The sequence below is a fragment of the Rhizobium ruizarguesonis genome (assembly GCF_012349115.1).
Taxonomy (GTDB): Bacteria; Pseudomonadota; Alphaproteobacteria; order Rhizobiales; family Rhizobiaceae; genus Rhizobium; species Rhizobium ruizarguesonis.
The window spans coordinates 1-24132 of sequence record NZ_PQIG01000090.1 but is presented as its reverse complement, the minus strand read 5'-3'; the positions used below and the strand labels follow the sequence as shown (position 1 = coordinate 24132).

Annotated in this window: 24 protein-coding genes and 1 pseudogene; 14 read left to right on the top strand and 11 right to left on the bottom strand. The window is 61.6% G+C overall.

All coding sequences use genetic code 11. The features are described 5' to 3' along the window. Nucleotides 1–142 precede the first annotated feature (142 nt). The gene (locus C3Y91_RS22995; RefSeq protein WP_164593828.1) at nucleotides 143–595 is read left to right on the top strand and encodes a hypothetical protein; all 453 of its coding nucleotides are present in this window, start codon (nucleotides 143–145) and stop codon (nucleotides 593–595) included. 48 nt (nucleotides 596–643) lie between these two features. Here C3Y91_RS22995 and C3Y91_RS22990 read toward each other — a convergent pair whose 3' ends face one another. Beyond that, nucleotides 644–1330: an ArsR/SmtB family transcription factor gene (locus tag C3Y91_RS22990; protein ID WP_164593830.1), complete on the bottom strand. Its 687-nt coding sequence runs from the start codon at nucleotides 1328–1330 to the stop codon at nucleotides 644–646. Nucleotides 1331–1401: 71 nt separating this feature from the next. On the opposite strand from C3Y91_RS22990, the gene C3Y91_RS22985 reads away from it, so the two are divergent. From C3Y91_RS22985 to C3Y91_RS22970, 4 genes are all read left to right on the top strand, one after another. Next, on the top strand, nucleotides 1402–1731 hold the full coding sequence (locus C3Y91_RS22985) for an NIPSNAP family protein (RefSeq protein WP_130681161.1): 330 nt from the start codon (nucleotides 1402–1404) through the stop codon (nucleotides 1729–1731). After that, complete coding sequence (locus tag C3Y91_RS22980; RefSeq protein ID WP_130661073.1) at nucleotides 1728–2078, top strand: antibiotic biosynthesis monooxygenase family protein; 351 nt, start codon at nucleotides 1728–1730, stop codon at nucleotides 2076–2078. The genes C3Y91_RS22985 and C3Y91_RS22980 overlap by 4 nt, the downstream gene beginning before the upstream one ends. Nucleotides 2079–2230: 152 nt before the next feature. After that, nucleotides 2231–2896: a hypothetical protein gene (locus tag C3Y91_RS22975; RefSeq protein ID WP_168575824.1), complete on the top strand. Its 666-nt coding sequence runs from the start codon at nucleotides 2231–2233 to the stop codon at nucleotides 2894–2896. Between the two features lie 206 nt (nucleotides 2897–3102). Beyond that, nucleotides 3103–4257 (top strand): site-specific DNA-methyltransferase, encoded by a 1155-nt coding sequence (locus C3Y91_RS22970; protein ID WP_130785654.1) that lies wholly within the window; start codon nucleotides 3103–3105, stop codon nucleotides 4255–4257. Between the two features lie 168 nt (nucleotides 4258–4425). On the opposite strand, the gene C3Y91_RS22965 is transcribed toward C3Y91_RS22970, so the two are convergent. Genes C3Y91_RS22965 through mutY form a run of 3 tightly spaced genes read right to left on the bottom strand, consistent with a single transcriptional unit; the run spans nucleotide 4426 to nucleotide 6517 of the window. Then, a complete protein-coding gene (locus tag C3Y91_RS22965; RefSeq protein ID WP_130686028.1) occupies nucleotides 4426–4791 on the bottom strand; it encodes a nuclear transport factor 2 family protein in 366 nt (121 codons plus the stop codon). A gap of 5 nt (nucleotides 4792–4796) precedes the next feature. Beyond that, a complete protein-coding gene (locus C3Y91_RS22960) occupies nucleotides 4797–5411 on the bottom strand; it encodes an HAD family hydrolase (RefSeq protein WP_130686029.1) in 615 nt (204 codons plus the stop codon). 2 nt (nucleotides 5412–5413) lie between these two features. Continuing rightward, nucleotides 5414–6517, bottom strand: a complete 1104-nt coding sequence (gene mutY / locus C3Y91_RS22955; protein WP_131589235.1) for an A/G-specific adenine glycosylase — start codon at nucleotides 6515–6517, stop codon at nucleotides 5414–5416. A gap of 120 nt (nucleotides 6518–6637) precedes the next feature. Here mutY and C3Y91_RS22950 point away from each other — a divergent pair, with 120 nt between their 5' ends. Beyond that, nucleotides 6638–7135, top strand: a complete 498-nt coding sequence (locus C3Y91_RS22950; RefSeq protein ID WP_168575823.1) for a DUF721 domain-containing protein — start codon at nucleotides 6638–6640, stop codon at nucleotides 7133–7135. Between the two features lie 33 nt (nucleotides 7136–7168). On the opposite strand, the gene C3Y91_RS22945 is transcribed toward C3Y91_RS22950, so the two are convergent. Then, complete coding sequence (locus C3Y91_RS22945; protein WP_130686031.1) at nucleotides 7169–7534, bottom strand: hypothetical protein; 366 nt, start codon at nucleotides 7532–7534, stop codon at nucleotides 7169–7171. A 58-nt stretch (nucleotides 7535–7592) separates the two neighbouring features. On the opposite strand from C3Y91_RS22945, the gene relB reads away from it, so the two are divergent. The 4 genes from relB (at nucleotide 7593) to ppdK (ending at nucleotide 15854) form a co-directional block, all read left to right on the top strand. Beyond that, nucleotides 7593–7817: a type II toxin-antitoxin system RelB family antitoxin gene (gene relB, locus C3Y91_RS22940; protein WP_018495459.1), complete on the top strand. Its 225-nt coding sequence runs from the start codon at nucleotides 7593–7595 to the stop codon at nucleotides 7815–7817. Between the two features lie 213 nt (nucleotides 7818–8030). After that, the gene (locus C3Y91_RS22935) at nucleotides 8031–8801 is read left to right on the top strand and encodes a DsbA family protein (protein ID WP_018484548.1); all 771 of its coding nucleotides are present in this window, start codon (nucleotides 8031–8033) and stop codon (nucleotides 8799–8801) included. Nucleotides 8802–9059: 258 nt separating this feature from the next. After that, complete coding sequence (locus C3Y91_RS22930; protein ID WP_168575822.1) at nucleotides 9060–12521, top strand: chromosome segregation SMC family protein; 3462 nt, start codon at nucleotides 9060–9062, stop codon at nucleotides 12519–12521. 624 nt (nucleotides 12522–13145) lie between these two features. Next, nucleotides 13146–15854: a pyruvate, phosphate dikinase gene (gene ppdK, locus C3Y91_RS22925; RefSeq protein ID WP_168575821.1), complete on the top strand. Its 2709-nt coding sequence runs from the start codon at nucleotides 13146–13148 to the stop codon at nucleotides 15852–15854. Between the two features lie 37 nt (nucleotides 15855–15891). On the opposite strand, the gene C3Y91_RS22920 is transcribed toward ppdK, so the two are convergent. From C3Y91_RS22920 to C3Y91_RS22915, 3 genes and pseudogenes are all read right to left on the bottom strand, one after another. Further along, nucleotides 15892–16170 carry a hypothetical protein gene (locus C3Y91_RS22920; protein WP_168575820.1) on the bottom strand — a complete coding sequence of 93 codons (279 nt, stop codon included), beginning with the start codon at nucleotides 16168–16170 and terminating at the stop codon, nucleotides 15892–15894. Nucleotides 16171–16289: 119 nt separating this feature from the next. After that, a pseudogene (locus tag C3Y91_RS38715) lies at nucleotides 16290–16411 on the bottom strand (endonuclease domain-containing protein); the annotation flags it as partial. A 69-nt stretch (nucleotides 16412–16480) separates the two neighbouring features. Then, on the bottom strand, nucleotides 16481–16678 hold the full coding sequence (locus tag C3Y91_RS22915) for a hypothetical protein (RefSeq protein ID WP_012756389.1): 198 nt from the start codon (nucleotides 16676–16678) through the stop codon (nucleotides 16481–16483). Nucleotides 16679–16801: 123 nt separating this feature from the next. On the opposite strand from C3Y91_RS22915, the gene C3Y91_RS22910 reads away from it, so the two are divergent. Continuing rightward, on the top strand, nucleotides 16802–17047 hold the full coding sequence (locus C3Y91_RS22910) for a hypothetical protein (RefSeq protein ID WP_003546063.1): 246 nt from the start codon (nucleotides 16802–16804) through the stop codon (nucleotides 17045–17047). 60 nt (nucleotides 17048–17107) lie between these two features. On the opposite strand, the gene C3Y91_RS22905 is transcribed toward C3Y91_RS22910, so the two are convergent. Then, the gene (locus C3Y91_RS22905) at nucleotides 17108–17500 is read right to left on the bottom strand and encodes a hypothetical protein (protein WP_168575819.1); all 393 of its coding nucleotides are present in this window, start codon (nucleotides 17498–17500) and stop codon (nucleotides 17108–17110) included. A 339-nt stretch (nucleotides 17501–17839) separates the two neighbouring features. Between C3Y91_RS22905 and C3Y91_RS22900 the strand changes: the two genes are divergently transcribed. Next, nucleotides 17840–18751, top strand: coding sequence for a DUF1499 domain-containing protein (locus C3Y91_RS22900; protein ID WP_168575834.1), 912 nt, complete (start codon nucleotides 17840–17842; stop codon nucleotides 18749–18751). A gap of 673 nt (nucleotides 18752–19424) precedes the next feature. Beyond that, the gene (locus C3Y91_RS22895; protein ID WP_018069196.1) at nucleotides 19425–19751 is read left to right on the top strand and encodes an NIPSNAP family protein; all 327 of its coding nucleotides are present in this window, start codon (nucleotides 19425–19427) and stop codon (nucleotides 19749–19751) included. 225 nt (nucleotides 19752–19976) lie between these two features. Here the strand turns inward: C3Y91_RS22895 and C3Y91_RS22890 are convergent, their stop codons facing one another. Next, entirely contained in the window at nucleotides 19977–20534 is a 558-nt protein-coding gene (locus tag C3Y91_RS22890; protein WP_018068502.1) for a dihydrofolate reductase family protein, read from the bottom strand. A gap of 461 nt (nucleotides 20535–20995) precedes the next feature. Here C3Y91_RS22890 and C3Y91_RS22885 point away from each other — a divergent pair, with 461 nt between their 5' ends. Further along, nucleotides 20996–22570 (top strand): carboxylesterase family protein, encoded by a 1575-nt coding sequence (locus tag C3Y91_RS22885; protein WP_168575818.1) that lies wholly within the window; start codon nucleotides 20996–20998, stop codon nucleotides 22568–22570. On the opposite strand, the gene C3Y91_RS22880 is transcribed toward C3Y91_RS22885, so the two are convergent. Next, nucleotides 22564–23991: a DUF1254 domain-containing protein gene (locus C3Y91_RS22880; RefSeq protein WP_210267747.1), complete on the bottom strand. Its 1428-nt coding sequence runs from the start codon at nucleotides 23989–23991 to the stop codon at nucleotides 22564–22566. The genes C3Y91_RS22885 and C3Y91_RS22880 overlap by 7 nt on opposite strands. Between the last annotated feature and the right edge of the window lie 141 nt (nucleotides 23992–24132).

The following is a 24132-nucleotide window of genomic DNA, read 5'->3' as shown; positions in this document are numbered from 1 at the left end:
ATGGCGCGACATCCATCAACTCCGCGTCATGCCAGACTAACCGCAGCCCCAGGACTACCTTTGGCATTCTCATGCACTAGATGGCGATCGAGGAGGACGTCACCGCCGCTCTTGGGAGGAGAACAAGCGGCATGTCTATAGAATGGATGAAGAGGAAGACTGCATGACGATCGAGGACATCATCGAAACCCTGGAAAAGACTGACATGCCCGACAGCCGGATCGACGCCTTCATCACCTGTGCCTTCTTGTTGAAGCAACTCCGGCCGGCCGAGCCCAACGATTTCGACGGTCCTAACGACTACCTGCCGAGCAGTATCAAGTCGGAGCACGGCTTCCTGATGGCGCGGCCCTTCACACACGACGTCAATCACGCCATCGATCTGTGCCGGGAAGTCCGGCCGGATGCGGTTTGGCACCTTGCCCGCGGCCGCCAGACACCGGATGATTCGCTCTACGGTGCGCAGCTGCGCGAGATCAAGGACAGCGAAAGCGTGCTGGGTGAAGCCGAGAGCAATCACGCGGCGCTGGCGCTCACTCTCGCTGCGCTGCGGGCGCATGTGCGGCAGGAAGATGAAAAGAGGGCAGGGGGATGAGGGCGGCGCTGGATACTGCCCTGGAACGTCTTGCAGGTCCGCAATAACCTACGGATCGACCGGAAAAAGCCTCAGGAACTGCCGGTCGCCCTCCGGCGAAAACAGGATCGAGCGGCTTTCGGCCGTTCGCCGCGCCCAGCCTTTGTCGAGGAAGCTTGAAAGCAGCGCCTTGCCGAGGCTGCCGGCCAGATGCGCGCGTCTTTCGCTCCAGTCGAGGCAGGAGCGGCAGAGCGGCCGGCGCGACGATCTGAGGTCGCCGACATTAATGCCGATGCGTTTGAGATCGCCTTCGCCCTTTTCCGTCAGCGCCAGGCCGTCTCCGACCGCGTCGATCGAGCCGGAGGCAATCAGGCTGTCGAGCATGCGCACGCCATAATCGCCAGCAAGGTGATCGTAGCAGATGCGCGCCTTGCGCAGCGCCGGCTCCTTCGGTCCCGGCTGGTGGCGCAGATGGCCGCGCCCGGCGGCAAAACCCATCATGCTTTCGATCAGCCGGGCGACGGCCTCGTCAGCCAGGGTGAAATAACGGTGGCGGCCCTGCTTGCGCTGGGTTAGCAGCCCGCCGGCCTCGAGCTTGGCAAGATGCGTGCTCGCCGTCTGCACGGTGATGCCCCCGACGCCGGCAAGCTCAGTCGCGGTCAGCGCCCGGCCGCCGGTGAGTGCTGCCAGCATGTTGGCACGCGCCGGATCGCCGATGAGCGCGCCGATCTGCGCAATGTCTGGACCTTCCTTCATAGTTCGATCGTAACCGAAGCATCGCCATCGGGCAATGTGCGAAAACGGGTGAAGAGCCAAAGGAGAAACCGATGATCACCTGCTTCATCCGCTATCAGATCGACCCCTTCAAGAAGGAGGCGTTTGCCGAATATGCCCGCAACTGGGGCCAGGCGATCCCGCGAAACGGCGCCGACCTGATCGGCTATTTCGGTCCACACGAGGGATCGGCAACGACCGCTTACGGCGTCTACAATATCGAAAGCCTCGCCGCCTACGAAGCCTATCGCGCCAGGCTGGCCGCCGATCCGCTCGGCCGTGAGAATTATGAATTTGCCCGACGCGAAGGCTTCATCCTGAAGGAGGATCGCATCTTCCTCAAAAATGTCTCCGCTCCCCACGCAAAGCTGGTGCTGCCATGATCGCCGTCATCTTCGAAGTCGTGCCCTATATGGGCGAACGCCACAAATATCTGGATCTCGCCGGCGAGTTGCGCGGCGAACTCGAAAAGATCGACGGCTTCATCTCGATCGAGCGTTTCGAGAGCCTGACGAACCGCGGCAAGCTGCTGTCGCTCTCCTTCTTCCGCGACGAAGCGGCGGTCAAGGAGTGGCGCAATCTCGAGGCTCATAGGGCAGCGCAGCAGGCCGGACGCGGCGGCATCTTCGCCGATTATCGCCTGCGCATCGCCAGTGTCACCCGCGATTACGGCATGTTCGAACGCGACGAAGCGCCGGCCGATAGCCGAAGGGTTCACGACGCGGCGTGACAGGTAAGGGCCTAGATCCCGCTTGATAGCCAGACCGGCTTTGTGAAGCTGCATCTGGTGCAACCCTGAACTATGCGCGTGACAACAAATTTATTTCATCTAACGATTGCGTTTGTCAGGCCACCGAAGCCGTTCGATCGGAGGTGTTTATCGTGCTCCAGGATAGCCAGTTAGAACGAGAAAAACTGGGCCGGCTATCGAATACGCCGATTGTTCAAGCAATTTCTTCCACTCTGCTATTGTGCGATGCTACCAGACAGCGCAGAAATTTCAGCAAATCTTTGATTGCGGCGCTCTGCATTTTGAGTATCTCACCCAGTGCTGCAACTTCGAAGCAGAAAGAGTGCTCGGTATATTGGCTAAGGATGTGGGATACACGCTCGGATCCGCAAAAATGGTCATATGTAGATTTGGCTTATTACGCGAAATACGGGGCTCATCCAAATATACCAGGACATTCCTCAGAGGAGGTATCTCTGTACCTCGCGGCATTGGCAATTAAAAATAAGCAAGGGCTGGATCTAGCTTCGCCGAGTATATCGTTGGAGGCCATGGATAAGACTAACAGGGCAGGCTCCATGCGCTTTGTGATAGCGCAGTTTTTCGGATTGAGCGTGCCGGATTGGGAAGGCCATAATCGCCCTGACCAATGTGTCTTCTCGCAATCCAGCGCATGCCTTGAGCGATTAGCGCGCCGCTTGTTACCAAAAGCTGAAAAGATGCTGCAATTCCTGGAAGGCGCTGTCCGATCCGGCAAGATCGGAGACGTTCCCTGTGAAGGCGGAATCCAGTATTTCGACCGCCCGAGATACCGCTGAATAGCTTGTGAGGTGGATTGGGCTTTAGCAGCGGTCGGTCGACTCAAAGGAGACCGGTTCAGCTGCCGAGAGCCGGCCATTCCCACTCGCTCACTCGACCGCCACCCGAATAAATTCCCGAAATCGGCCACCGCTTCAGGCTTTGGTAACTAAGTTGCGTAACCATAACGGACAGTTAAGCGTAGAGCGTATGAGTGAGTATCAGAATGGCATCAGTTTTTCCGCTTGCCGACCTCAAGGCTTCCGTCAAGTCGGATCCCCGGCCGGGATCCCGCTCGGATTCCTGGGTCGACACGATCATCAAGGGCGATTGCGTCAGCGCCCTTGAAGCTTTGCCCAGCCACTCCGTCGACATCATCTTTGCCGACCCGCCGTATAATCTCCAACTCGGCGGAACGCTGCATCGTCCCGACCAGTCGCTGGTCGATGCGGTCGACGATGAATGGGATCAGTTCGCCTCCTTCGAGGCCTACGACGCCTTCACCCGTGCCTGGCTGCTCGCCTGCCGGCGGGTGCTGAAGCCGACAGGCTCGATCTGGGTGATCGGCTCCTACCACAATATCTTCCGTGTCGGCGCCACGCTGCAGGATCTGAATTTCTGGATCCTCAACGACATCATCTGGCGCAAGACCAACCCGATGCCGAATTTCAAGGGCCGCCGTTTCCAGAACGCCCATGAGACGATGATCTGGGCAAGCCCCAGCGCCAAGGCCAAGGGCTATACCTTCAATTACGATGCGCTGAAGGCCGCCAATGACGACGTGCAGATGCGCTCCGACTGGCTCTTCCCGATCTGCAACGGCAGCGAGCGGCTGAAGGGCGAGGACGGCAAGAAGGCGCATCCGACGCAGAAGCCGGAGGCGCTGCTCGCCCGTGTCATCATGGCCTCGACCAAGCCCGGCGATATCGTGCTCGATCCCTTCTTCGGCTCGGGAACGACGGGCGCCGTCGCCAAGCGACTCGGCCGTCACTTCGTGGGCATCGAGCGTGAGCAGGATTATATCGATGCGGCCTCGGCCCGCATCGCCGCCGTCGAGCCGCTCGGCAAGGCGGAACTGACCGTCATGACCGGCAAGAAGGCCGAAGTCCGCGTCGCCTTCAATGTGCTGGTTGAAAGCGGCCTGATCAAGCCCGGCCAGGTGCTGACCGACGCCAAGCGCCGCTATAGCGCCATTGTCCGCGCCGACGGCACGGTCGCTTCAGGCGGCGAGGCCGGCTCCATTCATCGTCTCGGCGCCAAGGTGCAGGGTCTCGATGCATGCAACGGATGGACCTTCTGGCATTTCGAAGACGGGCAGTCCCTGCGCCCGATCGACGATCTCAGGTCCGTCATCCGCAGTGATCTGGCAAAGGCGGAGTGAGCACCACCTTCGCGAGATCGAGATACCTTCTTCCGATTTCCCTCCAGTTGCGGAAGAAGACCAAGGCGCCCGGGGTCAAACCCGGGCGTCCTCTTTTTGTTTTTGCGCAATTCCGGACGCAAAACCGCTCAACACTTTTGCTGGAATTGCTCCAGTTCAGAAATCTGATCAGAACTCCTGGTAATCGGTGACCTCGACCCGTGTGACGCGGCCTTCCGCATTGAAGGTGATCGTCTCCTCACCCTCGCGGATCAGCGGCTTGCCTGATTTGCTGTGGGTGGCGCGCACCGACCAGACCGATCGGCCGGAGAGCGGCGTCAACGTTTCCACCAGCGAATTTTCCGCCGTCTGATCGGGATAGTCGTCGAAATATTTTCGGAAGGCGGCCATGATCTGAACCCGTCCGGCAAGGCTACCGACGCCGTTCGAGACATAGGTCGCGTCCTCGGCGAAATAGGCCTCGATTGCGGGAAAATCGAGGGCGTTGATAGCGGCGTGAAAACGTTCGATCTCTTCTGCGGGGTCGAATGCCATGGGTCTCAGACCTTCAATCCGTATGCGGCAAGATCGCTGCGCAGCTTCTCAGGCCCCGAAAACAGCACCGCATTCCAGCCGAAAGCCTTGGCGCCTTCGACATTGACCGGCGCGTCGTCGATGAAGATCGTCGCAGCGGGGTCGAGGCCGAAACTTTTCGTATGCGTATCGTAGATCGCGATATCGGGCTTGATCAGGCCGACATCGCCGGAAACCGTGACGCCGCGCGGTTTGGTCAGGAAGGGGAAGCGCGCCTGCGCCTCGCGGAATGTGTCGGAGGCGAAGTTGGTGAGCATCGTCACGTCGCGCCCTTCGGCGATCAGCCCTTCCATGATCGCGACGCTGTCGTCATAGGCGTGTGGCACCATCTCGTGCCAATATTTGCGGAAGGCGCGGATCTGTTCTTCACGCGCCGGGTGCTGTTCGATCAGCAGCGCTTCGGCTTCCGCCCATGTGCGGCCGCGGTCCTGCTCGATGTTCCAGTCATGGGTGCAGACATTGGCGAAGAACCAGTTGCGCTCCGTTTCATCAGGGATGAGGCGGCTGAAGGGAAGATGCGGATCGTAATGAATAAGGACTTTGCCGATATCGAAAACGATATGTCTTATGTCGGTGGTCATGGTCATCCCTTGGATGTTTTAAACGCGAGAGGAATAGCCGCTGCGATCGCTTTTTTCATGATGGTCGGCAAGGCCTGGGCTTCAAGATTTGTAACCGGCTCCCACCATCCGTCATTCGGGCCGTCATCCATGGCGACTTTGGTTGCAATCGCGGCGCGCCAGATCGAAAGCCTGAGCTCGAAATGGGTGAAGACATGGATGACGGTGCCAGAGGCCTGCCATGCCGCCTCGAAGGGCGCGGCGGCAGCCGAGGTCTCGCCGTCGATGCGCGCCGTCCAGGCGGTCGTCGGCACCTCGGTCATGCCGCCGAGCAGGCCGCTGTCGATGCGCCGCCGCAACAGGATCTCGCCATCACCTGTTACCGCGATGAAGGCCGCGCCGTATCTGACCGGCTTCTCCTTCTTCGCCGCCTTGACCGGAAAGAGCTCGGGATCGGAAAGTTTGAGCGCCGCGCAGGCACCCCGGAACGGACAGAGCGAACAGGCCGGCCGCTTTGGCGTGCAGATCGTCGCCCCGAGATCCATCATCGCCTGGGCGAAATCGCCGGGCCGATCGGCAGGCGTCAACAGGGCCACCTTCTGCTTCATCGCCGGCTTGGCGGCTGGAAGCGGCGTGGCGATGGCATAGAGCCTGGAGATCACCCGCTCGACATTGCCGTCCATGACAGCCGCCCGCCGGTTGAAGGCGATGGCCGCGACGGCGGCGGCGGTATAGTCGCCAATGCCGGGCAGGGATCTGAGACCCTCTTCGGTATCGGGAAAGACGCCGCCATGCTCGTTCGCCACTGCTTCGGCGCATTTCTTCAGGTTGCGGGCCCGGGCGTAATAGCCAAGGCCCGCCCAGGCAGCCATCACCGCGTCGTTTTCAGCTGCGGCAAGATCGGTCACTTCGGGCCAGCGCTTGAGAAACCGCTCGAAATAGGGTTTGACCGCCTGCACCGTCGTCTGCTGCAGCATCACCTCGGACAGCCAGACGCGATAGGGATCGGCCTTGACGCCGCGTGCCGCCATGCCCGGCGCCACACGCCAGGGCAGGTCGCGGTGATGGCGATCGTACCAGTCGAGCAGGGGCTTTGCTAAGGGCGTGTCGAGTGTGGTGATCGTCATGATTTGCCGCGATGGGGGGAAGTGCCTATACTTGGCGGAACAATGCCGCGCGATCAAGTCGCCCGCACGAATTGACGAGCGAATTGGCATGCGAATTGGCGGCGTCGCTGAAGGGTTTCGATGAGTTATCCACGCAAAGGTGCAAAACAGATCTCCGAGCTGGCGAACGGGCTGATCGATCCCGTGCTTGCGAGGCGCGCCGGCATCAACACGGCGCTGCTCGGCTCGTGGAGCGAAATCGCCGGCGAGGATTTCGCCGATTGCACCCGGCCGGAAAAGATCGCCTGGGCCCGCGGCGGCAATGAGACCGGCGGCTTCCGCCCCGGTGTGCTGACGATTGCCTGCGAAGGCGCGCGTGCGCTCTTCCTCACCCATGCCCAGGGCGAACTCATCCAACGCATCAACAGCTTCTTCGGCTTTGCCGCCGTCCACCAGATCCGCATCGTCCAGAAGCCGGTCTCACAAGCCATCCGCCGCTCCCGCACCCCGCCGCCGCTAAATGGCGAAGCCGCCCGCAAGCTCGAGGGCATGATGGAGGGCATCGAGAACGATAAGCTGCGCCAGGCGATCCAGCGCTTGGGCACGGCGGTAATGGGGAAGCGGGGGAATCAACGCTGATGAGCAAAACGCCTAACCTGACCCGCAACGCGCTTAGTTTTTTGATCCTGCTTCGACAAGCTCGCGGGTGACAGCGAATTCCGTCCTGCCCGAGATCGAACTATAAGGCTCGCACTGTGTGATCGCATCAGCGATCAACGGGGCTGCCGTTTTTTCCCATTCGGATGGTGGTGTGCGGAAGTTGATGGATAAAAAGTCCGCAGATCCGTCTTTGATGACCGCCACAACCATGAAGTTATAAGCACTCGGCGCGTCCGCAGGCAGCTTTAGACATTTAAGCATCTGATTGAAAACAATATTGTCGCGGTCTTCAAAGGCGTGCGCGCTCGTGACGTTCAGGGCCAATGTTACAGAGGCAATAAGTATGTAATAGAGAAAAGTCTTCGTCAAAGAATGCATTAAAATATCCCTCTGAATGGTCGTCTGTTATACTTGTAGAGCAGACGGGAGAAAAGTCATGCTGGTCTTGCAGTTGCCCCCTGATATCGAAGCGCGGCTGATTGAGCTTTCCAAGCGTACCGGCCGCAGCAAGAGCTTCTATGTGCGTCAAGCTATCCTCGCGCATCTCGACGATCTGGAAGATGTCTATCTTGGCGAAAGGCGCCTGGAAGAGCTTCGCCGGGACGAGGGCGATACCGTGCCGCTGGCCGAGCTGACGGCGCGTTACGGGTTGGACGACTAAGTTTCATCGACCAGCCGATACGGGCTGTCAGCCGTCGCGATATCTACCGGCAAAATTCGCAGGCGGACCAATCTCGCAATTTTTGGTCTAGTCGTCTTCCCGCGGTCACAATTCTTTGAAGGAAGTTGGTGATCCGTGCCTTGTGAGCGGCGGCCAGCCGTTATATCGCACAGTCATGCCGTCAATCTCATTAGTTATGGGGAATCCATGCAGATGTCCGAAATGCAACTGACGAAACGCCGCCTGCTCAGCGGTATCGCCATCGCCGCAGCTGCCGTAGCGCTTGTCGCCTGCAACGACAGCAAGGACGCTGCCGATGCTTCGTCCTCCGGCAAGACCATGGCTGACGGCACCAATGTCGACACCATGCAGACGGCGGCCACGGCGGCGACCGAAATGCCGCAGTCCGATGGCGATGTCGACATGACTGAGGTGCTGAAGCCCGGCGCGCTGCCCGAAATGGCGCTCGGCAAGGCCGACGCCCCGGTCAAGATCGTCGAATATATGTCGATGACCTGCCCGCATTGCGCCCATTTCCACAACACCACCTTCGACGCGATCAAGCAGAAGTACGTCGACGCCGGCAAGGTGCAGTTCATCATCCGCGAATTCCCCTTCGACCCGCGTGCCGCCGCCGCCTTCATGCTCGCCCGCTGCAGCGCCTCCAATCCGGAACAATTGAGCACGCCGGAACAGTATTTCCCGATGGTTTCCATGCTGTTCAAGCAGCAGCAGATCTGGGCCGCCGCCGATGATGGCCGCGCCGCATTGCTGCAGATGTCGAAGCTTGCCGGATTTACTGAGGATAGCTTCACGAAATGCTTGACGAACCAGAAGCTTCTGGATGAAGTGAACGCCACGCGGGAAAGAGGTTCCAAGGATTTCGGCGTCAACGCCACACCGACTTTCATCATCAATGGCAAGCGCTACTCTGGAGACATGCCGGTTGACACCATGTCGAAGCTCATCGACAGCCTGCTCTGAACCGGATCGTTTCGATAGAACGGGCGACGGCGGAAGCCGTGCGCCCGTTTTTCGTTTTCAGCGCAGTTTGCTGGTGTGGCCCCCTCACCCGCCTGCCGGCACCTTCTCCCCGAGGGGAGAAGGGGTAGGCCGCCGGCCTTTCCTTCCCATTATTCGAGGGATGATGTGGGCACGGCATCGACTGCGAGTTTCTTCTCCCCAGCGGGGAGAAGGTGCCGGCAGGCGGATGAGGGGGCTTCCTGCCGTGGATATTTCCGCATGAAGTTCAACAAGCTGCGCCTGGTCGGCTTCAAATCCTTCGTCGAGCCGACGGAATTCATCATCGAACGCGGGCTGACCGGCGTTGTCGGCCCGAACGGCTGCGGCAAGTCGAACCTCGTCGAGGCGCTGCGCTGGGTGATGGGCGAAAATTCCTACAAGAACATGCGCGCCTCCGGCATGGACGACGTGATCTTTTCGGGCTCGGGAAACCGCCCGGCGCGCAACACCGCCGAAGTGGCGCTCTATCTCGACAATGGTGAGCGCACCGCGCCTGCGGCCTTCAACGACAGCGACGAGATCCAGGTCACCCGCCGCATCGAGCGTGAACAGGGCTCGCTCTATCGCATCAACGGCAAGGAAAGCCGCGCCAAGGACGTACAGCTGCTGTTTGCCGATGCCTCCACCGGCGCGCGGTCGCCCTCGATGGTCGGGCAGGGGCGCATCGGCGAGCTGATCCAGGCAAAGCCGCAGGCCCGCCGCCAGCTGCTCGAAGAGGCAGCCGGCATTTCAGGCCTGCATTCCCGCCGCCACGAGGCCGAACTGCGGCTGCGCGCCGCCGAAGGCAATCTCGAGCGCCTCGACGACGTCACCTCGCAGCTCGAAAGCCAGATCGAGAGCCTGAAGCGGCAGGCCCGCCAGGCAAACCGCTTCAAGACGCTGTCTGCCGATATCCGCGCCCGCGAGGCGATGCTGCTGCATATCCGCTGGGTGCAGGCCAAGGAGGCCGAGGCCGAGGCCGACAGTGCCTTGAACCAGGCGACCTCCGTCGTCGCCGAAAAGGCGCAGATGCAGATGGAGGCGGCGAAGAACCAGGCTATCGCCAGCCTGAAGCTGCCGGAACTGCGCGAGGGTGAGGCGCGTGCCGCTGCCGCCCTGCAGCGCCTGCAGATCGCCAGAAGCCAGCTGGAAGAAGATGCCGGCCGCATTCTGCGCCGCCGTGACGAGCTGACCCGCCGTCTCGCCCAGCTTGCCGAGGATATAAGCCGCGAGCAGCGGTTGGTGGCCGACAATGCCGTCATCCTGGCGAGGCTCGATGCCGAAGAGGCGGAGATTTCAGAAATCCTTGCCGATTCCGGCCGTTATGCCGAGGAAACCCGCGAGGCCTTCGAGGGCGCGGCGGCAAAACTTGCCGATAGCGAGCGCATCTTCACCCAGCTGACGGCCGAGCGCGCCGAGGCCGCCGCCGGCCGCAACCAGCTGGAGCGCGCCATCCGCGATCTCACCGACCGCCGGATGCGCCTCGAACGGCAGATGGACGAGGCAAACCAGGAACTGTCAGCCGTCGGCGAGAAGATTGCCGGCCTGCCCGATCCCGACGAAAAACGCGCCATCGTCGAGGCCGGCGAGATTGCCGTCGCCGACGCGGAAGCGGCCGTTCAGGTGGTCGAACAGGCGCTTGCCGCAGCCCGCCAGACCGAGGCGCTGTCGCGCGCGCCGGTCGAGCAGGCCCGTTCGGCGCTGAATGCGCTGGAAACCGAGGCCCGCACCATTTCCCGCATGCTCGCCGCCGGTGCTGCGGCCGGCAAATTTCCGCCGGTTGCCGACGAGCTGAAGGTCGACCGCGGCTTTGAGACGGCGCTGGGCGCCGCCCTCGGCGACGATCTGGAATCGCCGCTCGATGCCGAGGCGCCGGCCCATTGGTCCGACAATGGCGATGGCGCTGGCGATCCGGCACTTCCATCCGGTGTTGCGCCGCTGCTGGCCCATGTCCGTGCGCCGGCAGCACTCACCCGCCGCCTGCGCCAGATCGGCCTGGTCGCTGAAGGGGAGGCGCAGTCGCTGATGGCGGCGCTGAAGCCCGGCCAGCGGCTGGTGACGAAAGAGGGTGCGGTCTATCGCTGGGACGGCCACGTCACCGGTGCCGATGCCCCGAGTGCAGCGGCCCTGCGCCTTGCCCAGAAGAACCGCCTGGCCGAACTCGAAAGCGAAGCCGCCCTTGCCCGCGACGTGCTTGCAGAAGCCGAAGAGCGGCAGGCAGCCGCCGCCGAGGCGATCCGCGCGGAGGAGCGCCGGCTTGCCGAGGCGCGTGACATGAGCCGTCTGTCGGCACGTCATTTGGCCGACGCGCGCGACGCGCTTGTTGCTGCCGAGCGTGCCTCCGGCGAACTCATTCGCCGCCGCGATGTCGTCAGCGAGGCTGCGAGCCAGTTGCGCGCGCAGCTGGAAGAGATCGCCGTCCAGGAAGAAAATGCCCGCATCGAGCTGGAAGACGCGCCTGATCTGACCGCGATCGACGAGCGGCTGCGGTTCCAGCAGGCGGAAGTGGCCACCGATCGCGGCGCGCTGGCCGAAAGCCGCGCCCGCCATGAGAGCCTCGCTCGCGAAAACGAAGCCCGCCAGCGCCGCATCATGGCGATCGGCCAGGAGCGCGACACCTGGCGCCAGCGGGCGGCAAGCGCCGAAGATCATGTCGCCACACTGCGCGAGCGTGAGGAAGAGGCGCGGGACGAGGCAGCCGAGCTCGAACTGGCGCCGGATGAATTCGACGACAAACGCCGCGCTCTGCTCAGCGAATTGCAGAAGGCCGAGGAGGCGCGCCGCCAGGCCAGCGATCTTCTGGCCGAGGCCGAACGCATCCAGCGCGAAGCCGACCAGAAGGCAACGACCGCACTCTCGGAACTTGCCGAATGCCGCGAACGCCGCGGCCGCGCCGAGGAGCGCCTGGTTTCGGCCCGCGAGAAGCGGCAGGAAAGCGAAGGCCGTATCCGCGAGGTCCTGAATGTCGCCCCGCATGAGGCGCTGCAGCTGACCGGCCGCCCGACCATGCAGGCGCTTCCCGATCCGCGCGAGGTCGAGCGCGAGCTGGAACGCCTGAGGATCGAGCGCGAGCGGCTGGGCGCCGTCAACCTGCGCGCCGACGAGGAACAGAAGGAGCTGAGCGAGAAGCTCGAAGCGCTGATCAAGGAACGCGACGACGTCATCGATGCGATCCGCAAGCTGCGCGGCGCCATCCAGAGCCTCAACCGCGAGGGCCGCGAGCGGCTGATCGCCGCCTTCGACATCGTCAACGCCCAGTTCCAGCGGCTGTTCACCCATCTTTTCGGCGGCGGCACCGCCGAGCTGCAACTGATCGAATCCGACGATCCGCTGGAAGCCGGCCTCGAAATCCTCGCCCGTCCGCCCGGCAAGAAGCCGCAGACCATGACGCTGCTCTCCGGCGGCGAACAGGCGCTGACGGCCATGGCGCTGATCTTCGCCGTCTTCCTCACCAATCCGGCGCCGATCTGCGTGCTCGACGAAGTGGACGCGCCGCTCGACGACCACAATGTCGAGCGCTACTGCAACCTGATGGACGAAATGGCGGCCTCCACCGAAACCCGCTTCGTCATCATCACCCACAATCCGATCACCATGGCCCGCATGAACCGCCTCTTCGGCGTCACCATGGCCGAGCAGGGCGTCTCCCAACTCGTCTCCGTCGACCTGCAAATGGCCGAGCGCCTGCGCGAGATTGCCTGAGGTTTTGTGAGGAGAGCATTTGCGGTCTCTGCGAGCGCAGACGCAATTTCAGCAAAGGTATGGCGCGGTTTTGCGCCCAGAAATTGCGCAAAATCAACTGACAAGAAATAAACACCAAAAAAGGTCGGCTTCCTTGCGGCCTGTACCCCATTTGGGTGATGCTCTTTTCGCTGACTTGCATTAGAAGTTGTTTCAACGCAACCTAATTACTCTGCTGGAAAGCGAGCGACCAAAGGTTGCGCATTGTCGAATTTGCGTGCGGTTTTCCGGGCGAGGGCAAGAACCGGAAACCGAGAGCAAATCTTGGGAAGTAGCGATCCATTTTCCCAGGAATTGCGTAAGACGAGGTCAGAGCGGTTCTGTTTTATAAAAAGCTGAATCGTTCCTGGGTTGAGGGACCCCCCGTCCGGTTTTCCTGGCCGGACGGAAACAAGGCTTTGCGGGACATTGTTGCAGTCCCGCAAAGCTTTTTTTGTGCCTTGTTTTCTGTTTGGGCACCTTTCAACCGTTTCGACGCCTCCTGCAGCCAAGATTTATTGTGCAGCGCAACATTCCGCCGCATTTGTCGATTTTCATTTCAACACCAACGGATTAAGCTAATCCCGATTTGGTGTTGGGGGGAAGATGACCAAGTGGGTCTATAGGTTCGGCGACGGGCAGGCTGAGGGCCGGGCGCGCGATCACGAGATTTTGGGCGGCAAGGGCGCCAATCTGGCGGAAATGTGCGCGCTCGGACTGCCGGTGCCGCCGGGGCTGACGATCGTCAGCGACGCCTGCAACACCTATTACAAGAACGGCCGCCATATCGAGGATGCGGTGAAGGCTGAGGTGCGCGCCGGCATATCGGCGATCGAAGCGGTCACCGGCCGTCACTTCGGCTCCGTCAGCCAGCCGCTGCTCTTGTCGGTGCGCTCCGGCGCCCGCGTCTCGATGCCGGGCATGATGGATACGGTGCTCAATCTCGGCCTCAACGACGAGACGGTGCAGGCGCTCGGCCATGATGCCGGCGACGCGCGTTTTGCCTGGGACAGCTACCGCCGTTTCATCCAGATGTATGCCGATGTCGTCATGGGCCTCGGCAACGACGCCTTTGAGGAGATCCTGGAAGACGAGAAGGCCAAGCTCGGCCATGAATTCGATACCGAACTCAGCGCCTCGGAATGGCAGCATATCGTCTCGCTCTACAAGAAGCTGATCGAGGAGGAGCTGGAGCAGGAATTCCCGCAGGATCCCGAAGTCCAGCTCTGGGGCGCGGTCGGCGCCGTCTTTTCCAGCTGGATGAGCGCGCGCGCCGTCACCTACCGCCAGCTCCACAATATTCCGGAAGGCTGGGGCACGGCGATCAACATCCAGGCGATGGTCTTCGGCAATCTCGGCAATGCGTCCGCCACCGGCGTTGCCTTCACCCGCAATCCCTCGACCGGCGAGAGGGCGCTTTACGGCGAATTCCTGGTCAATGCCCAGGGCGAAGATGTCGTTGCCGGCATTCGCACGCCGCAAAGCATCACCGAGGAGGGACGGATTTCCTCCGGCTCCGAAAAACCCTCGATGGAAAAGCTGATGCCGGAGGCGTTTCGCGAGCTCTGCGGCATCTGCACCGAGCTCGAGATCCATTACCGCGACATGCAGGATATCGAATTCACCATCGAGCGCGGCAGGCTGTGGATGCTGCAGACCCGTTCAGGCAAGCGCTCGACCCGAGCGGCAATGAAGATCGCCGTCGACATGGTCGACGAGGGGGTGATCACCGAGGACGAGGCGGTGCTGCGCATCGAGCCCTCCAGCCTCGACCAGCTGCTGCATCCGACAATCGATCCGCGCGTCACCCGCCAGGTGATCGGCACCGGGCTGCCGGCTTCGCCCGGCGCTGCCACTGGCGCCATCGTCTTTACCGCCGAAGAGGCGGTCGAGGCGGAAGCTGAAGGCCGTAAGGTCATCCTGCTCAGGGTCGAGACCAGCCCCGAGGATATTCACGGCATGCATGCCGCCGAAGGCATCCTGACGACGCGCGGTGGCATGACCAGCCATGCGGCGGTCGTTGCCCGCGGCATGGGCATCCCCTGCGTCGTCGGTGCCGGCACCATGCGCATCGATCAACGCAACGAGCGGCTGCTCGGCGTCGGCGTCACGCTGAAGAAGGGCGATATCATCACCATCGACGGCTCGGCCGGCCAGGTGCTGAGGGGCGAGGTGCCGATGATCCAGCCGGCGCTGTCGGGCGATTTCGGCCGCATCATGGGCTGGGCCGACCGCGCCCGGCGCATGACGGTGCGCACCAATGCCGATACGCCGGCCGATGCGCTGGCCGCCCGCTCCTTCGGCGCCGAAGGCATCGGACTTTGCCGCACCGAACACATGTTCTTCGAGGGCGAGCGCATCCATGTGATGCGCGAGATGATCCTTGCCGTCGATGAAAAGGGCAGGCGGCTGGCGCTCGACAAGCTGCTGCCGATGCAGCGGCTGGATTTCACCGGCCTCTTCACCGTCATGCACGGCCTGCCGGTGACGATCCGCCTGCTCGATCCGCCGCTGCACGAATTCCTGCCGAAGACCGATGACGAGGTGGCCGAAGTGGCGTTCGCCATGGGCATGGAAGCATCCGTGCTTCGCCAGCGCGTCGATGCGCTGCACGAGTTCAACCCGATGCTCGGCCACCGCGGCTGCCGGCTGGCGATCTCCTATCCCGAAATCGTCGAGATGCAGGCCCGTGCCATCTTCGAGGCGGCGATTGCCGCGGCCCAGGAGACCGGGGCCGCCGTCGTGCCGGAGATCATGGTGCCGCTCGTCGGCCTCCGCTCCGAGCTCGATTACGTCAAGGCGCGCATCGATGACGTCGCCGGCGACGTCATGAACGAGGCCGGCATGAAGATCGATTATCTCGTCGGCACGATGATCGAGCTGCCGCGTGCAGCCCTTCGCGCCCATGTGATTGCCGAAGCCGCCGAATTCTTCTCCTTCGGCACCAACGACCTGACGCAGACCACCTTCGGCATTTCACGCGACGACGCCTCGGCCTTCATCCCCACCTATCAGCGCAAGGGCATCATCGAGCACGATCCCTTCATCTCGCTCGATTTCGACGGTGTCGGCGAATTGATCAGCATCGCCGCCGAACGCGGCAGGCGCACCCGCAACGACATGAAGCTCGGCATCTGCGGCGAACATGGCGGCGACCCGGCCTCGATCCGCTTCTGCGAGACGATCGGCCTCGACTATGTCTCCTGCTCGCCGTTCCGCGTGCCGATCGCCAGGCTTGCGGCGGCGCAGGCGGTGATTGCAGGCAGTCTGGAAGAGATCAGGCGCGGTCCGAAAGACCTGCGGGCAACCGTGTAAGATATCGGTGGAGCCGGGGGCAGGGCGCCCGCGGCACTCAGTGGTGATGCCGCCAGCGATCGCGGTAGATATAAGGCCCGTTCAGCTCCCAGGCCATGTTGTTCATCATCTCGGCACTCTGCGCCCGCGATTCGGCGCGCCGGTCGAGATCGATGCGCTGCAGGCAGGTGGCAAAACCATCCGTGCCGCGGCGGAAGCCATAGCTCAGGCACCGCTGCTCATCCGCCGCCCGCCGCTCCTCCGGCGTCATCGTCTGGCAGGCCGAGAGCCCAGCGACGATGGTGGCCAGGACGGTGATGAGAAGACGAATGCGCATTGGTTTGATCCTTGGGATGCTTTTCTCAGAGGAAAGGCCATTCGGGCGAGGGCGTCAAGCTGCTCTTGGTCCAGGAGATCGCTGAGAGCTGGGTGACTACGCGAGCCCGTGTACCGTGCAGCCCCCTCATCCGCCCTACGGGCACCTTCTCCCCGAGGGGAGAAGAGGGAATCGAGACGTGGCGGCATATTCCCTTCTCCACAGCGGGGAGAAGGTGGCCCGAAGGGTCGGATGAGGGGGCCGCTCGGCAGGCCGTTCGTTTGCCCTTCGCTTGCGGTCAGTGCATTCGCGGCTTTGCCGCTCACCCCTTTCAAGCCGCCCCAGCCGGATCCCCGATCGGCAGCAGCGCCGGATTGAGCGGCGGATCCTGCGGGTTCTTCGTATCGGCCGGATCCTGCGCCGGTGTCAGCGGCGGTTTTTGCTGGATGGGGTCGGGAATGCCGGGGGTGGGCGTCGGGCCGCGCGGTGTGTCGGCATTGGGTGTCGGGATCGGGTCTTTGTTGGGCATGAGTGCCTCCTTTTCGAAAAAGGAACGGCAGCCTCGGCACTTGGTTCCACTTTCGCTTGCCAACCTTTCTATGCATGAGGGCCATTCCTATGTATGAGGAAAGCTTGCAAAACTGGAACGAGCATGGCCCTTCGCGATCGATTTTCGAAAAAACTGAACTGTCCGCAATGCGGCAATGAGGGCTTTGCCGAAGCCTCGGAAGTTGACGATCCCAAGCGCAAGCACCCGGATTTCAAGGTCGATCAGCTGCCGCGCGGCTTTGGTGTGCAGCGGCCGTCCAACCACCAGGAAAATTTCGTCATCAAGTGCGAATGCGGGCGCAAGTTTCCCTTCCGCAGCGTTGCGGAAGCTGCGGCCGAGCGCCGGTAGAGCAATTCCAGGAAAAGTGTGAAGCGGTTTTCCGTCCGGAATTGCGTAAAAAAATGAAACTCAGATCCGTTCCAGCAATTCGATGAAGGCATCTGCGAAACGCACCAGCGGCGCGGTCTCTTCATCGGGCGCCTGCATGCGGATCTCCGTGCCGTGATCGTCGAGCAGCGCCAGCACGACGCGCATCTCCTGGCCGTCATCAGGAATGCGCAGCACGGCGATGCACCGGCAATCCTGGACCAGGCCCCCGGCTGGAAGGTCGAACAGCAATTCGCCGCCGGAACGTGCCGCCGCCTGGCGCACCGCCTCGCAGAAGCCGGCATCGCCGCCGGCATAACCTTCAAGCGAAAGTTCGAGCTCAAGCAGCTCCATCGGCAGCATCGGCTCGGACTGGTGGTCGATCCCGCCAAGCGCAGACGCCTGCGGCCTTGCTGCAATCTCGGGTGAAATCATCCCGTCTCTCCTCTACATCTGGAGATAAAACCCCGGCAGAATGACCTTTTTTTGACATATCAGCAAGGGCTTATGAAGCAACCGCCGTTTCGCCATGGCCTTCGCCGTGGATTCCAACGCAATGCCTCAGACAATAGTTTCAATTTAGCCGAATCTTGCCCCAGATCCGGATGATTTTAGGCCGGGCCGGCCTAAAATCTGAATCCGGATCTAAATCAAAGAATAGAGCATGATGTCGTCCGAAAACCGCTTCACACTTTTCGGCATCATGCTCTAAACAGGGGTGAGGCGATTTGCGTGGTCGAACGCGCGGGCGCTGACGAGCAACCGGTAAGTTTGATGGCCATCCGCTTCGACCGCCCCGTTTCCAACGCCGCCCGCTTTTCGCGGCTGCTCGCGGCGTTTTCCCTGGTGCTGGCGCTGGCGGTGATGATCGCCCATCGCTTCGGCGGCCTCGCCACACCCTATCTGGTGCTGCTCTTGATTGCCGCCGCCGGCGGCGCGCTGCTTTCCGTCATGCTTGCCGCAGTCGGGCTGCGCAGCCTCTGGATGACGGGGGCCGAGGGCGGGCTGGCGGCGCTGGCGGCGCTGATCTTTGCCGCCTTTCCGCTCGGCCTCGGCGCCTATGCCACCGAGCGTTACATGACACTGCCTGATATCTACGACGTTTCCACCGATCCGGTCTCCGCACCCGACTGGCTTTCGCCGCCGCACTCCGACCAGATCTGGCTGAAGCGAAACGTGCAGGTGACGCCGGAGGATCGTGAAAAGCAGCTCGCCGCCTATCCCGAACTCACCGGCCGGCGCTATGAAGGCGCGCTCGACCGGGTGCTCGAAGCGGTGCGCAAGGTCGCCAAGATGAGCGGCATGACCATCACGAAAAGCAGCGGCGATACCGAGCCCGGCCGCGATCCCGAGGACAGACCGGTCAAGCCGCCGCAGCCGGGCGACGATGCGGTGGCCGATGCGCCCGATACCATCCCGGTGCCGACGCCGCGCCCCTATGACGACGACGTTGCCAAGCTGATCCGCGGCGTCAACGGCGTGACGCTGCAGGGCACCACCCGCACGCTCATCCTCGGCCTGCGCTTCGATATCATCATTCGGCTCCGCGAAGAGGCCGAAACCACCTTCGTCGACATCCGCGTCGCCTCCCGCTACGGCCAACACGACCTCGGCTTCAGCGCCGAGATCGCCGGGGATTATTTGAAGGCGCTGGATGCCGAACTCTTAGGGATTGCGGGTGGGTGAGCAACGGTGGCGCAGAGCGCCAGCAATCGATCCGGCGAATCGATTGCAGTTGCGAACGCCCTGAGCCCAAAGCGAAGGGCCGGGATAGGGTGCGGCAGATTCGACGCCCTTCGGGCAGCAACCTCTCGATTCCCTCTTCTCCCCAGCGGGGAGAAGGTGCCCGTAGGGCGGATGAGGGGGCCTGCGAAGCCGGTCTTTCCAACAACGTCCATGCGGGCTTCGGCCGCGACGGCATTGTCTCGACAGTGTTCAGGGTGTCGGGAGGGTGTGCCGTGTGGCCCCCTCATCCGCCTGCCGGCACCTTCTCCCCGAGGGGAGAAGGGACTTGCGGCAGCCTCTCCGTTCCCATCGGCCTCACGACGGTAGAGACCAGTGGCTCGATCCCGGTAAGGCTAGAGCAGATCCTGGGCCCACCCTTTGCAACCCCGGCCAGCGCCGGGCAGGCCAAGCACTGATCTTCATCACCAGGGGGGTCATAATTGCCACGCCTAAACACAGGCGATCGGATTGACAGAAGATTAGCGGTTCGCACATACCTGCAGGGCCCGTCCTAATAGGGATATTGACGGATCCACCGTGAAATTGCCGTTGCTGCAAGTTTTGAGGACATTGTGGGCGCAGGGAGCAAGTGCCAAACATATGTCGTTCTCAAGGGACATAAGGAAGCAAGACTGTGATCTACGAGCTCAGAATTTACGACTGCCTGCCCGGCCGATTGCCCGCGCTGCTCAACCGCTTTGCCGAACATACGCTGGCAATATGGGACAAGCACGGCATCAAGCAGGCGGGTTTCTTCACCACAATCGTGGGCGAAAGCAGCCAGCGTCTCACCTATCTCATCGCCTGGGAATCGCTAGCCGATCGCGAGGTGAAATGGAAAGCCTTCACCACTGATCCTGCATGGCTTAAGGTCCGCGACGAGTCAGAGCGCGACGGGCAAATCCTTTCCAATATCTCTAGCCAGCTGTTGTCACCGACCGCCTTTTCGGCCGTAAAGTAGGACACCACCGATCCCCGCTTGCCGCCGGTCGGAATTCCACCCGATCTGGTCATCCGCGGAAGCGATGAAGAACGGCAGCTCCTAGGATATCGCCAACGCTGCCCGAACGGGATGCCGATCTCCGGCTCTATCCCGTAGGCCGCTTGATTAGGAGCCGATAGTCCATAGGTCCCTCCGTGCCTTGATGCTGGCGACCACAAACGAGTGACGGCTGGGTCGGCGGGCTCAGCGGCGGACGCGGTAGCGGATGTGCGTGGCCTCGGGTGTATCGATCACCCGAACGATCTCCAACTCGACGCGCGATGGTAAGACTTCGAACATTCGGCGGCCACATCCGAACAAGACTGGAACCTGGTGTATTTGCAGTTCGTCGAGCACGCCAGCTTCCAGCGCCCGTTGCGCCGTATACGCGCCAAGCATCAACACGTCCCGGTCCCCGGCGGCGGCCTTCGCTTGCGCCATTGCGCTCTCGATCCCGTCGCTCACGTATTTGACCAACGGATAATTCGCGACGGATGGCCCGGGCGGCCTGTGACTGGGTACGAAGATCGCGACACCGTGATTGTCACCGCCCCAGTGATCGACCTGCTCCACGGTTCGCCGACCCGCCAGAATCGCACCTGGCGCGTTCCATTCGTCCCACAATTGTCCGACCGGTCCGGTCGGTCGGGAAAAATCCCCGTACCACTCGTGCAACCGCATAAAGTCGTCGCCGCCGGGATTGCCCACTTCATCGTTGGGCCCGGCGATATACCCGTCCAGTGACATGGACATGAAGAGCACTGATGCAGACACTTTTATCTCCTTTGGTCTTTTCCAAACTGGGGCGGTGGGAATTCGCTCTGCGGATGGGCTATTGATGCAAAAGCTCGTTCAGGCATGCGGAGAGCGCGGGCGGACGGTCTTGATGTTCCCAAGGACGCTCGAGCGACGCTGACGCCGACATCCCGAATACGGATTTTGGGTACTGCCCTATCTCACAAGGGGCCGATCAGGGAGACCAGCGGCGGGAAGCCGCTGGCATGTTTCCCTGGTCGTTCGGGGAAGATGTGTCGGTGCGCATAGGCTCAGGGCCTGGTATCACAGAGGTTGGGGATGCGTTTTCGCTAAACTCTGAGCGGATCGAGCCGAAACCTGCCGTGGAGCGATAGCGCACTTTAGCGACGTAGGACGGTCCCTTTTCGTTGCCGCTCCATGGGAGTATTTTGCTCTCAAACTGTCTCAACTTGGCGTTGGAGAGTGCAGTGTTTGTGGACGGCAGTCGCAAGTTCCTGCTCTTTTTGGCCGTCGCATCGTATCAACTGACGTTCGCGCCACGATTGGGTGCGGCAGACGACACCGTTACAATCGACAGCGGAATGCTGAAGGGTGAGAGGTCGGGCACGGTCGTCAGCTTCAAAGGCATACCCTATGCGGCACCGCCGGTTGGTGATCTGAGATGGCGCAATCCGAGACCAGTGGAGACATGGAGCGGTATCAAGGATGCCCGCGATTTCGGCCCGTCCTGCATGCAGACCGACGACCTGCCGAAGTCAGAGGATTGTTTGACCCTCAATGTCTGGACACCCGTCAAGCGTTCCCGAACGCCGCTGCCGGTGATGGTTTGGATCTACGGCGGCGTTCTTGTCCATGGAAACACCCCTCAATATCCCGGTGGCCAGCTGGCCGCCCGCAGAGTTGTGTTCGTCAGCATGAACTACCGCATGGGCCGACTGGGTTATTTTGCCCATCCGGCGCTGATAAAGGAATCCCCTGACGAGCCCGTCGGCAACTATGGTTACATGGACCAGCTTGCAGCCTTGAAATGGGTCCAGCAAAATATCGAAGCCTTCGGCGGCGATCCGAAGAAAGTGACGATATTCGGAGAGTCGGCCGGTGGCGGCTCGGTGATGGCGCACATGATATCGCCGTTGTCACGGGGGCTTTTCCGGGGCGCCATTCTACAGTCACCGGGTCTGCCTGCCGCGCGTGCTGAGAGCACGCCCTTGTCACCTCTGAAAGAAGCAGAGAAAACCGCGTTGGACTATGCGGCTTCTCTGGGGATCAATGGCAGCGATGCCGGCGCTCTCAACGCCCTTCGGGCGCTGCCTGCGGAAAAGCTGACCGAAGGTGCATCGGCACAAGACGTCCTGGCGGGAATGTCGACAGGCGAGCCCGTCCTCGGCGTTTCAGGCGCGATTATTGACGGACGGTTTTTGCTCGAAACGCCGGAAGCGGCTTTTGCGGCAGGCCGTCAAGCGCCGGTTCCGGTCATCGTCGGGGCAAACGATCGAGATCTGGGTCTCGGTCAGGCCGCGACGAAAGACGATCTCTTCGCACTATTCGGGAAGCATGCAGCCGAAGCCCGCACCCTCTACGATCCGACCGGCCAACAGACGCTCGATGAGCTGAAGCAGCAGGTTCTGGCCGACAAAACGCTTGTCGAACCGTCCCGCCACCTCGCTGACGAGATGATCCGCGCTGGTCAGCCGACGTGGTGGTATCGTTTCTCCTATGTCGCCGAGGCTCTCCGCAACGATCCGGCATGGAAAGGCACTCCGCACGGCTTCGAAATTCCGTTTACGTTCGACATTCCAGACGCACTGGTGAAAGACAAGGTTACGCCTGCCGACTGGGCCATGGCCACATTGGCGAGTGCTTACTGGGTCGAATTTGCAACGAGCGGTGACCCCAATGGAGGCTCACGGCCAAAATGGCCTCACCACGACCCCTTCGTCCACAGGGTCATCGACTTCACCAATCACAGCGTGACGTTCGGAGAAGATCCGCTCAAACTCAGGCTCGACCTCTGGCAAAGCTATTGGGAGGCCCGTCACTGAGCGGCTAAGCTCGGCAAACCCTGAACCTTGGTGATCGGAGGGGGATTCCATTTGCCGGTGAGGGCTTCGGCCTTTGGGCTGTAGAGACGCATGGTGAGGTTGAACGGCCCCTTGGGTGCGGGCAGCCAGTTGGCTTCCTTGTCTTTGCCGGGGCTCTCGTTCTGGAAATAGAGGTCGAGAGAGCCGTCGGCATTGATCTTGAACGGCATCCAGCTGCTGGCCGCAAACCGGTTGAGCACGCTTGCCACCTGGAAACCTTCCGCGTCGTAGAGGGTGATCGACCAGAAAGCGTTCACCGGCGGCGTTGCTCCTTTCTCGAAGTGAATCATGTACTTGTTGGCGCCATCGAGCGGCTTGCCGGTTTCGTCGAACAGGTTCAGCGGGTAGATGGCGTCTTCAGGAAGATTGGCGCCGAGCCCGAATTGCGTGACGATCGCCCGCTTCAGGTAGTAATTTCCGTAGACGCCCATGGTGTCGGTATTCATCGACCAGCCATTCGCAACGCGCGAAAGGGTCGGCACCTTCCACGCCATCAGCTGCTGGGCTGCTTCGGGCGCATCTTCGAGCGCCTTCTTGACGGCGGGGGCGAGCTTATCGAAGTCGAAGCTCTTGCCGGGCTCGATTCCGATGCGTTTCATCCGGGCGATGATCGGCTGGTCGGTCATGTGGGGCGGGTGCAGCTTCAGCAGTTCGGCAGCGTAGGTGAAGTATGTCGCGGCCGCCATGGTATCGACCTGAATCTTCGGCGGCGTTTTCATATCGACGCTCGGGTCGATCTTGGCCGTAACCGGCTGGGCCGCCTTGCCCCAGTCAGACAGCGGCGTGACCGTGTAGCCTGCTTGAATTGCATGCACGGCAGCGTAATCCGCAGGTCCGTCCGTCTTGGTGCGTCCGATGATCCAGACATACGGGGTCGGCGCGGCAAGCCGCGTCACGCCGTCCGGCACCGTCCCCGTCCAATCGGGCGGCGTGACGAGAAACTGCCCTGCCGCCGTTCCCGTCGTCCGCCAGCCCGGCGATGCGAAGACATCCGTCCACATGTCGAGCATCGGCAGGAGATAATAGCGTCCGGCCGTATCCGGCGCGGAAATGATCAGCGGCTCCTTGGTAAGGTCCAGCCACGCAATGGAGTAAAGCGTATCGAAATTCGAACGCACGACGCCTTTGAAATCGGCAGGGGGATACTCCGGAACATTCACGAACATATTCATCGGCCCTTTGCCAAACTCCTTGCCGGGCTCGACATTGGTGAACTGCTTCCGGGTGACGTCCATCGACAGCAGCGGGTAGAAGTAGACGTAGGCATCGACGCCGATGTTATGCGCCTCCTGCTCCGAAATCGCCTCCTGAGCAAAAGCGGCTTCCGAAAGGGAAAGACCGACAACAAGTCCTACCGTGAGTGATATTGCACGTTTGATCATCATCATGTCCTCATCGATAACAGTCGGTTCGAAGCCTGGGGCGGCGGTTCAGGTGAGATGCTGGAGGCGTGTTGACGGCCATGGCATCGGCCCGAAAATCGGAATCGATTTTCGGAAAGCACGATGCGTAGATTCAAAGTG

Excerpts from the sequence above, each read along its gene's own strand:
- C3Y91_RS22995 (WP_164593828.1), top strand. The coding sequence starts at position 143 with ATGGATGAAGAGGAAGACTGCATGACGATCGAGGACATCATCGAAACC.
- C3Y91_RS22990 (WP_164593830.1), bottom strand. The coding sequence starts at position 1,330 with ATGAAGGAAGGTCCAGACATTGCGCAGATCGGCGCGCTCATCGGCGAT.
- C3Y91_RS22985 (WP_130681161.1), top strand. The coding sequence starts at position 1,402 with ATGATCACCTGCTTCATCCGCTATCAGATCGACCCCTTCAAGAAGGAG.
- C3Y91_RS22980 (WP_130661073.1), top strand. The coding sequence starts at position 1,728 with ATGATCGCCGTCATCTTCGAAGTCGTGCCCTATATGGGCGAACGCCAC.
- C3Y91_RS22970 (WP_130785654.1), top strand. The coding sequence starts at position 3,103 with ATGGCATCAGTTTTTCCGCTTGCCGACCTCAAGGCTTCCGTCAAGTCG.
- C3Y91_RS22965 (WP_130686028.1), bottom strand. The coding sequence starts at position 4,791 with ATGGCATTCGACCCCGCAGAAGAGATCGAACGTTTTCACGCCGCTATC.
- C3Y91_RS22960 (WP_130686029.1), bottom strand. The coding sequence starts at position 5,411 with ATGACCACCGACATAAGACATATCGTTTTCGATATCGGCAAAGTCCTT.
- mutY (WP_131589235.1), bottom strand. The coding sequence starts at position 6,517 with ATGACGATCACCACACTCGACACGCCCTTAGCAAAGCCCCTGCTCGAC.
- C3Y91_RS22950 (WP_168575823.1), top strand. The coding sequence starts at position 6,638 with ATGAGTTATCCACGCAAAGGTGCAAAACAGATCTCCGAGCTGGCGAAC.
- C3Y91_RS22945 (WP_130686031.1), bottom strand. The coding sequence starts at position 7,534 with ATGCATTCTTTGACGAAGACTTTTCTCTATTACATACTTATTGCCTCT.
- relB (WP_018495459.1), top strand. The coding sequence starts at position 7,593 with ATGCTGGTCTTGCAGTTGCCCCCTGATATCGAAGCGCGGCTGATTGAG.
- C3Y91_RS22935 (WP_018484548.1), top strand. The coding sequence starts at position 8,031 with ATGTCCGAAATGCAACTGACGAAACGCCGCCTGCTCAGCGGTATCGCC.
- C3Y91_RS22930 (WP_168575822.1), top strand. The coding sequence starts at position 9,060 with ATGAAGTTCAACAAGCTGCGCCTGGTCGGCTTCAAATCCTTCGTCGAG.
- ppdK (WP_168575821.1), top strand. The coding sequence starts at position 13,146 with ATGACCAAGTGGGTCTATAGGTTCGGCGACGGGCAGGCTGAGGGCCGG.
- C3Y91_RS22920 (WP_168575820.1), bottom strand. The coding sequence starts at position 16,170 with ATGCGCATTCGTCTTCTCATCACCGTCCTGGCCACCATCGTCGCTGGG.
- C3Y91_RS22915 (WP_012756389.1), bottom strand. The coding sequence starts at position 16,678 with ATGCCCAACAAAGACCCGATCCCGACACCCAATGCCGACACACCGCGC.
- C3Y91_RS22910 (WP_003546063.1), top strand. The coding sequence starts at position 16,802 with ATGGCCCTTCGCGATCGATTTTCGAAAAAACTGAACTGTCCGCAATGC.
- C3Y91_RS22905 (WP_168575819.1), bottom strand. The coding sequence starts at position 17,500 with ATGATTTCACCCGAGATTGCAGCAAGGCCGCAGGCGTCTGCGCTTGGC.
- C3Y91_RS22900 (WP_168575834.1), top strand. The coding sequence starts at position 17,840 with ATGGCCATCCGCTTCGACCGCCCCGTTTCCAACGCCGCCCGCTTTTCG.
- C3Y91_RS22880 (WP_210267747.1), bottom strand. The coding sequence starts at position 23,991 with ATGATCAAACGTGCAATATCACTCACGGTAGGACTTGTTGTCGGTCTT.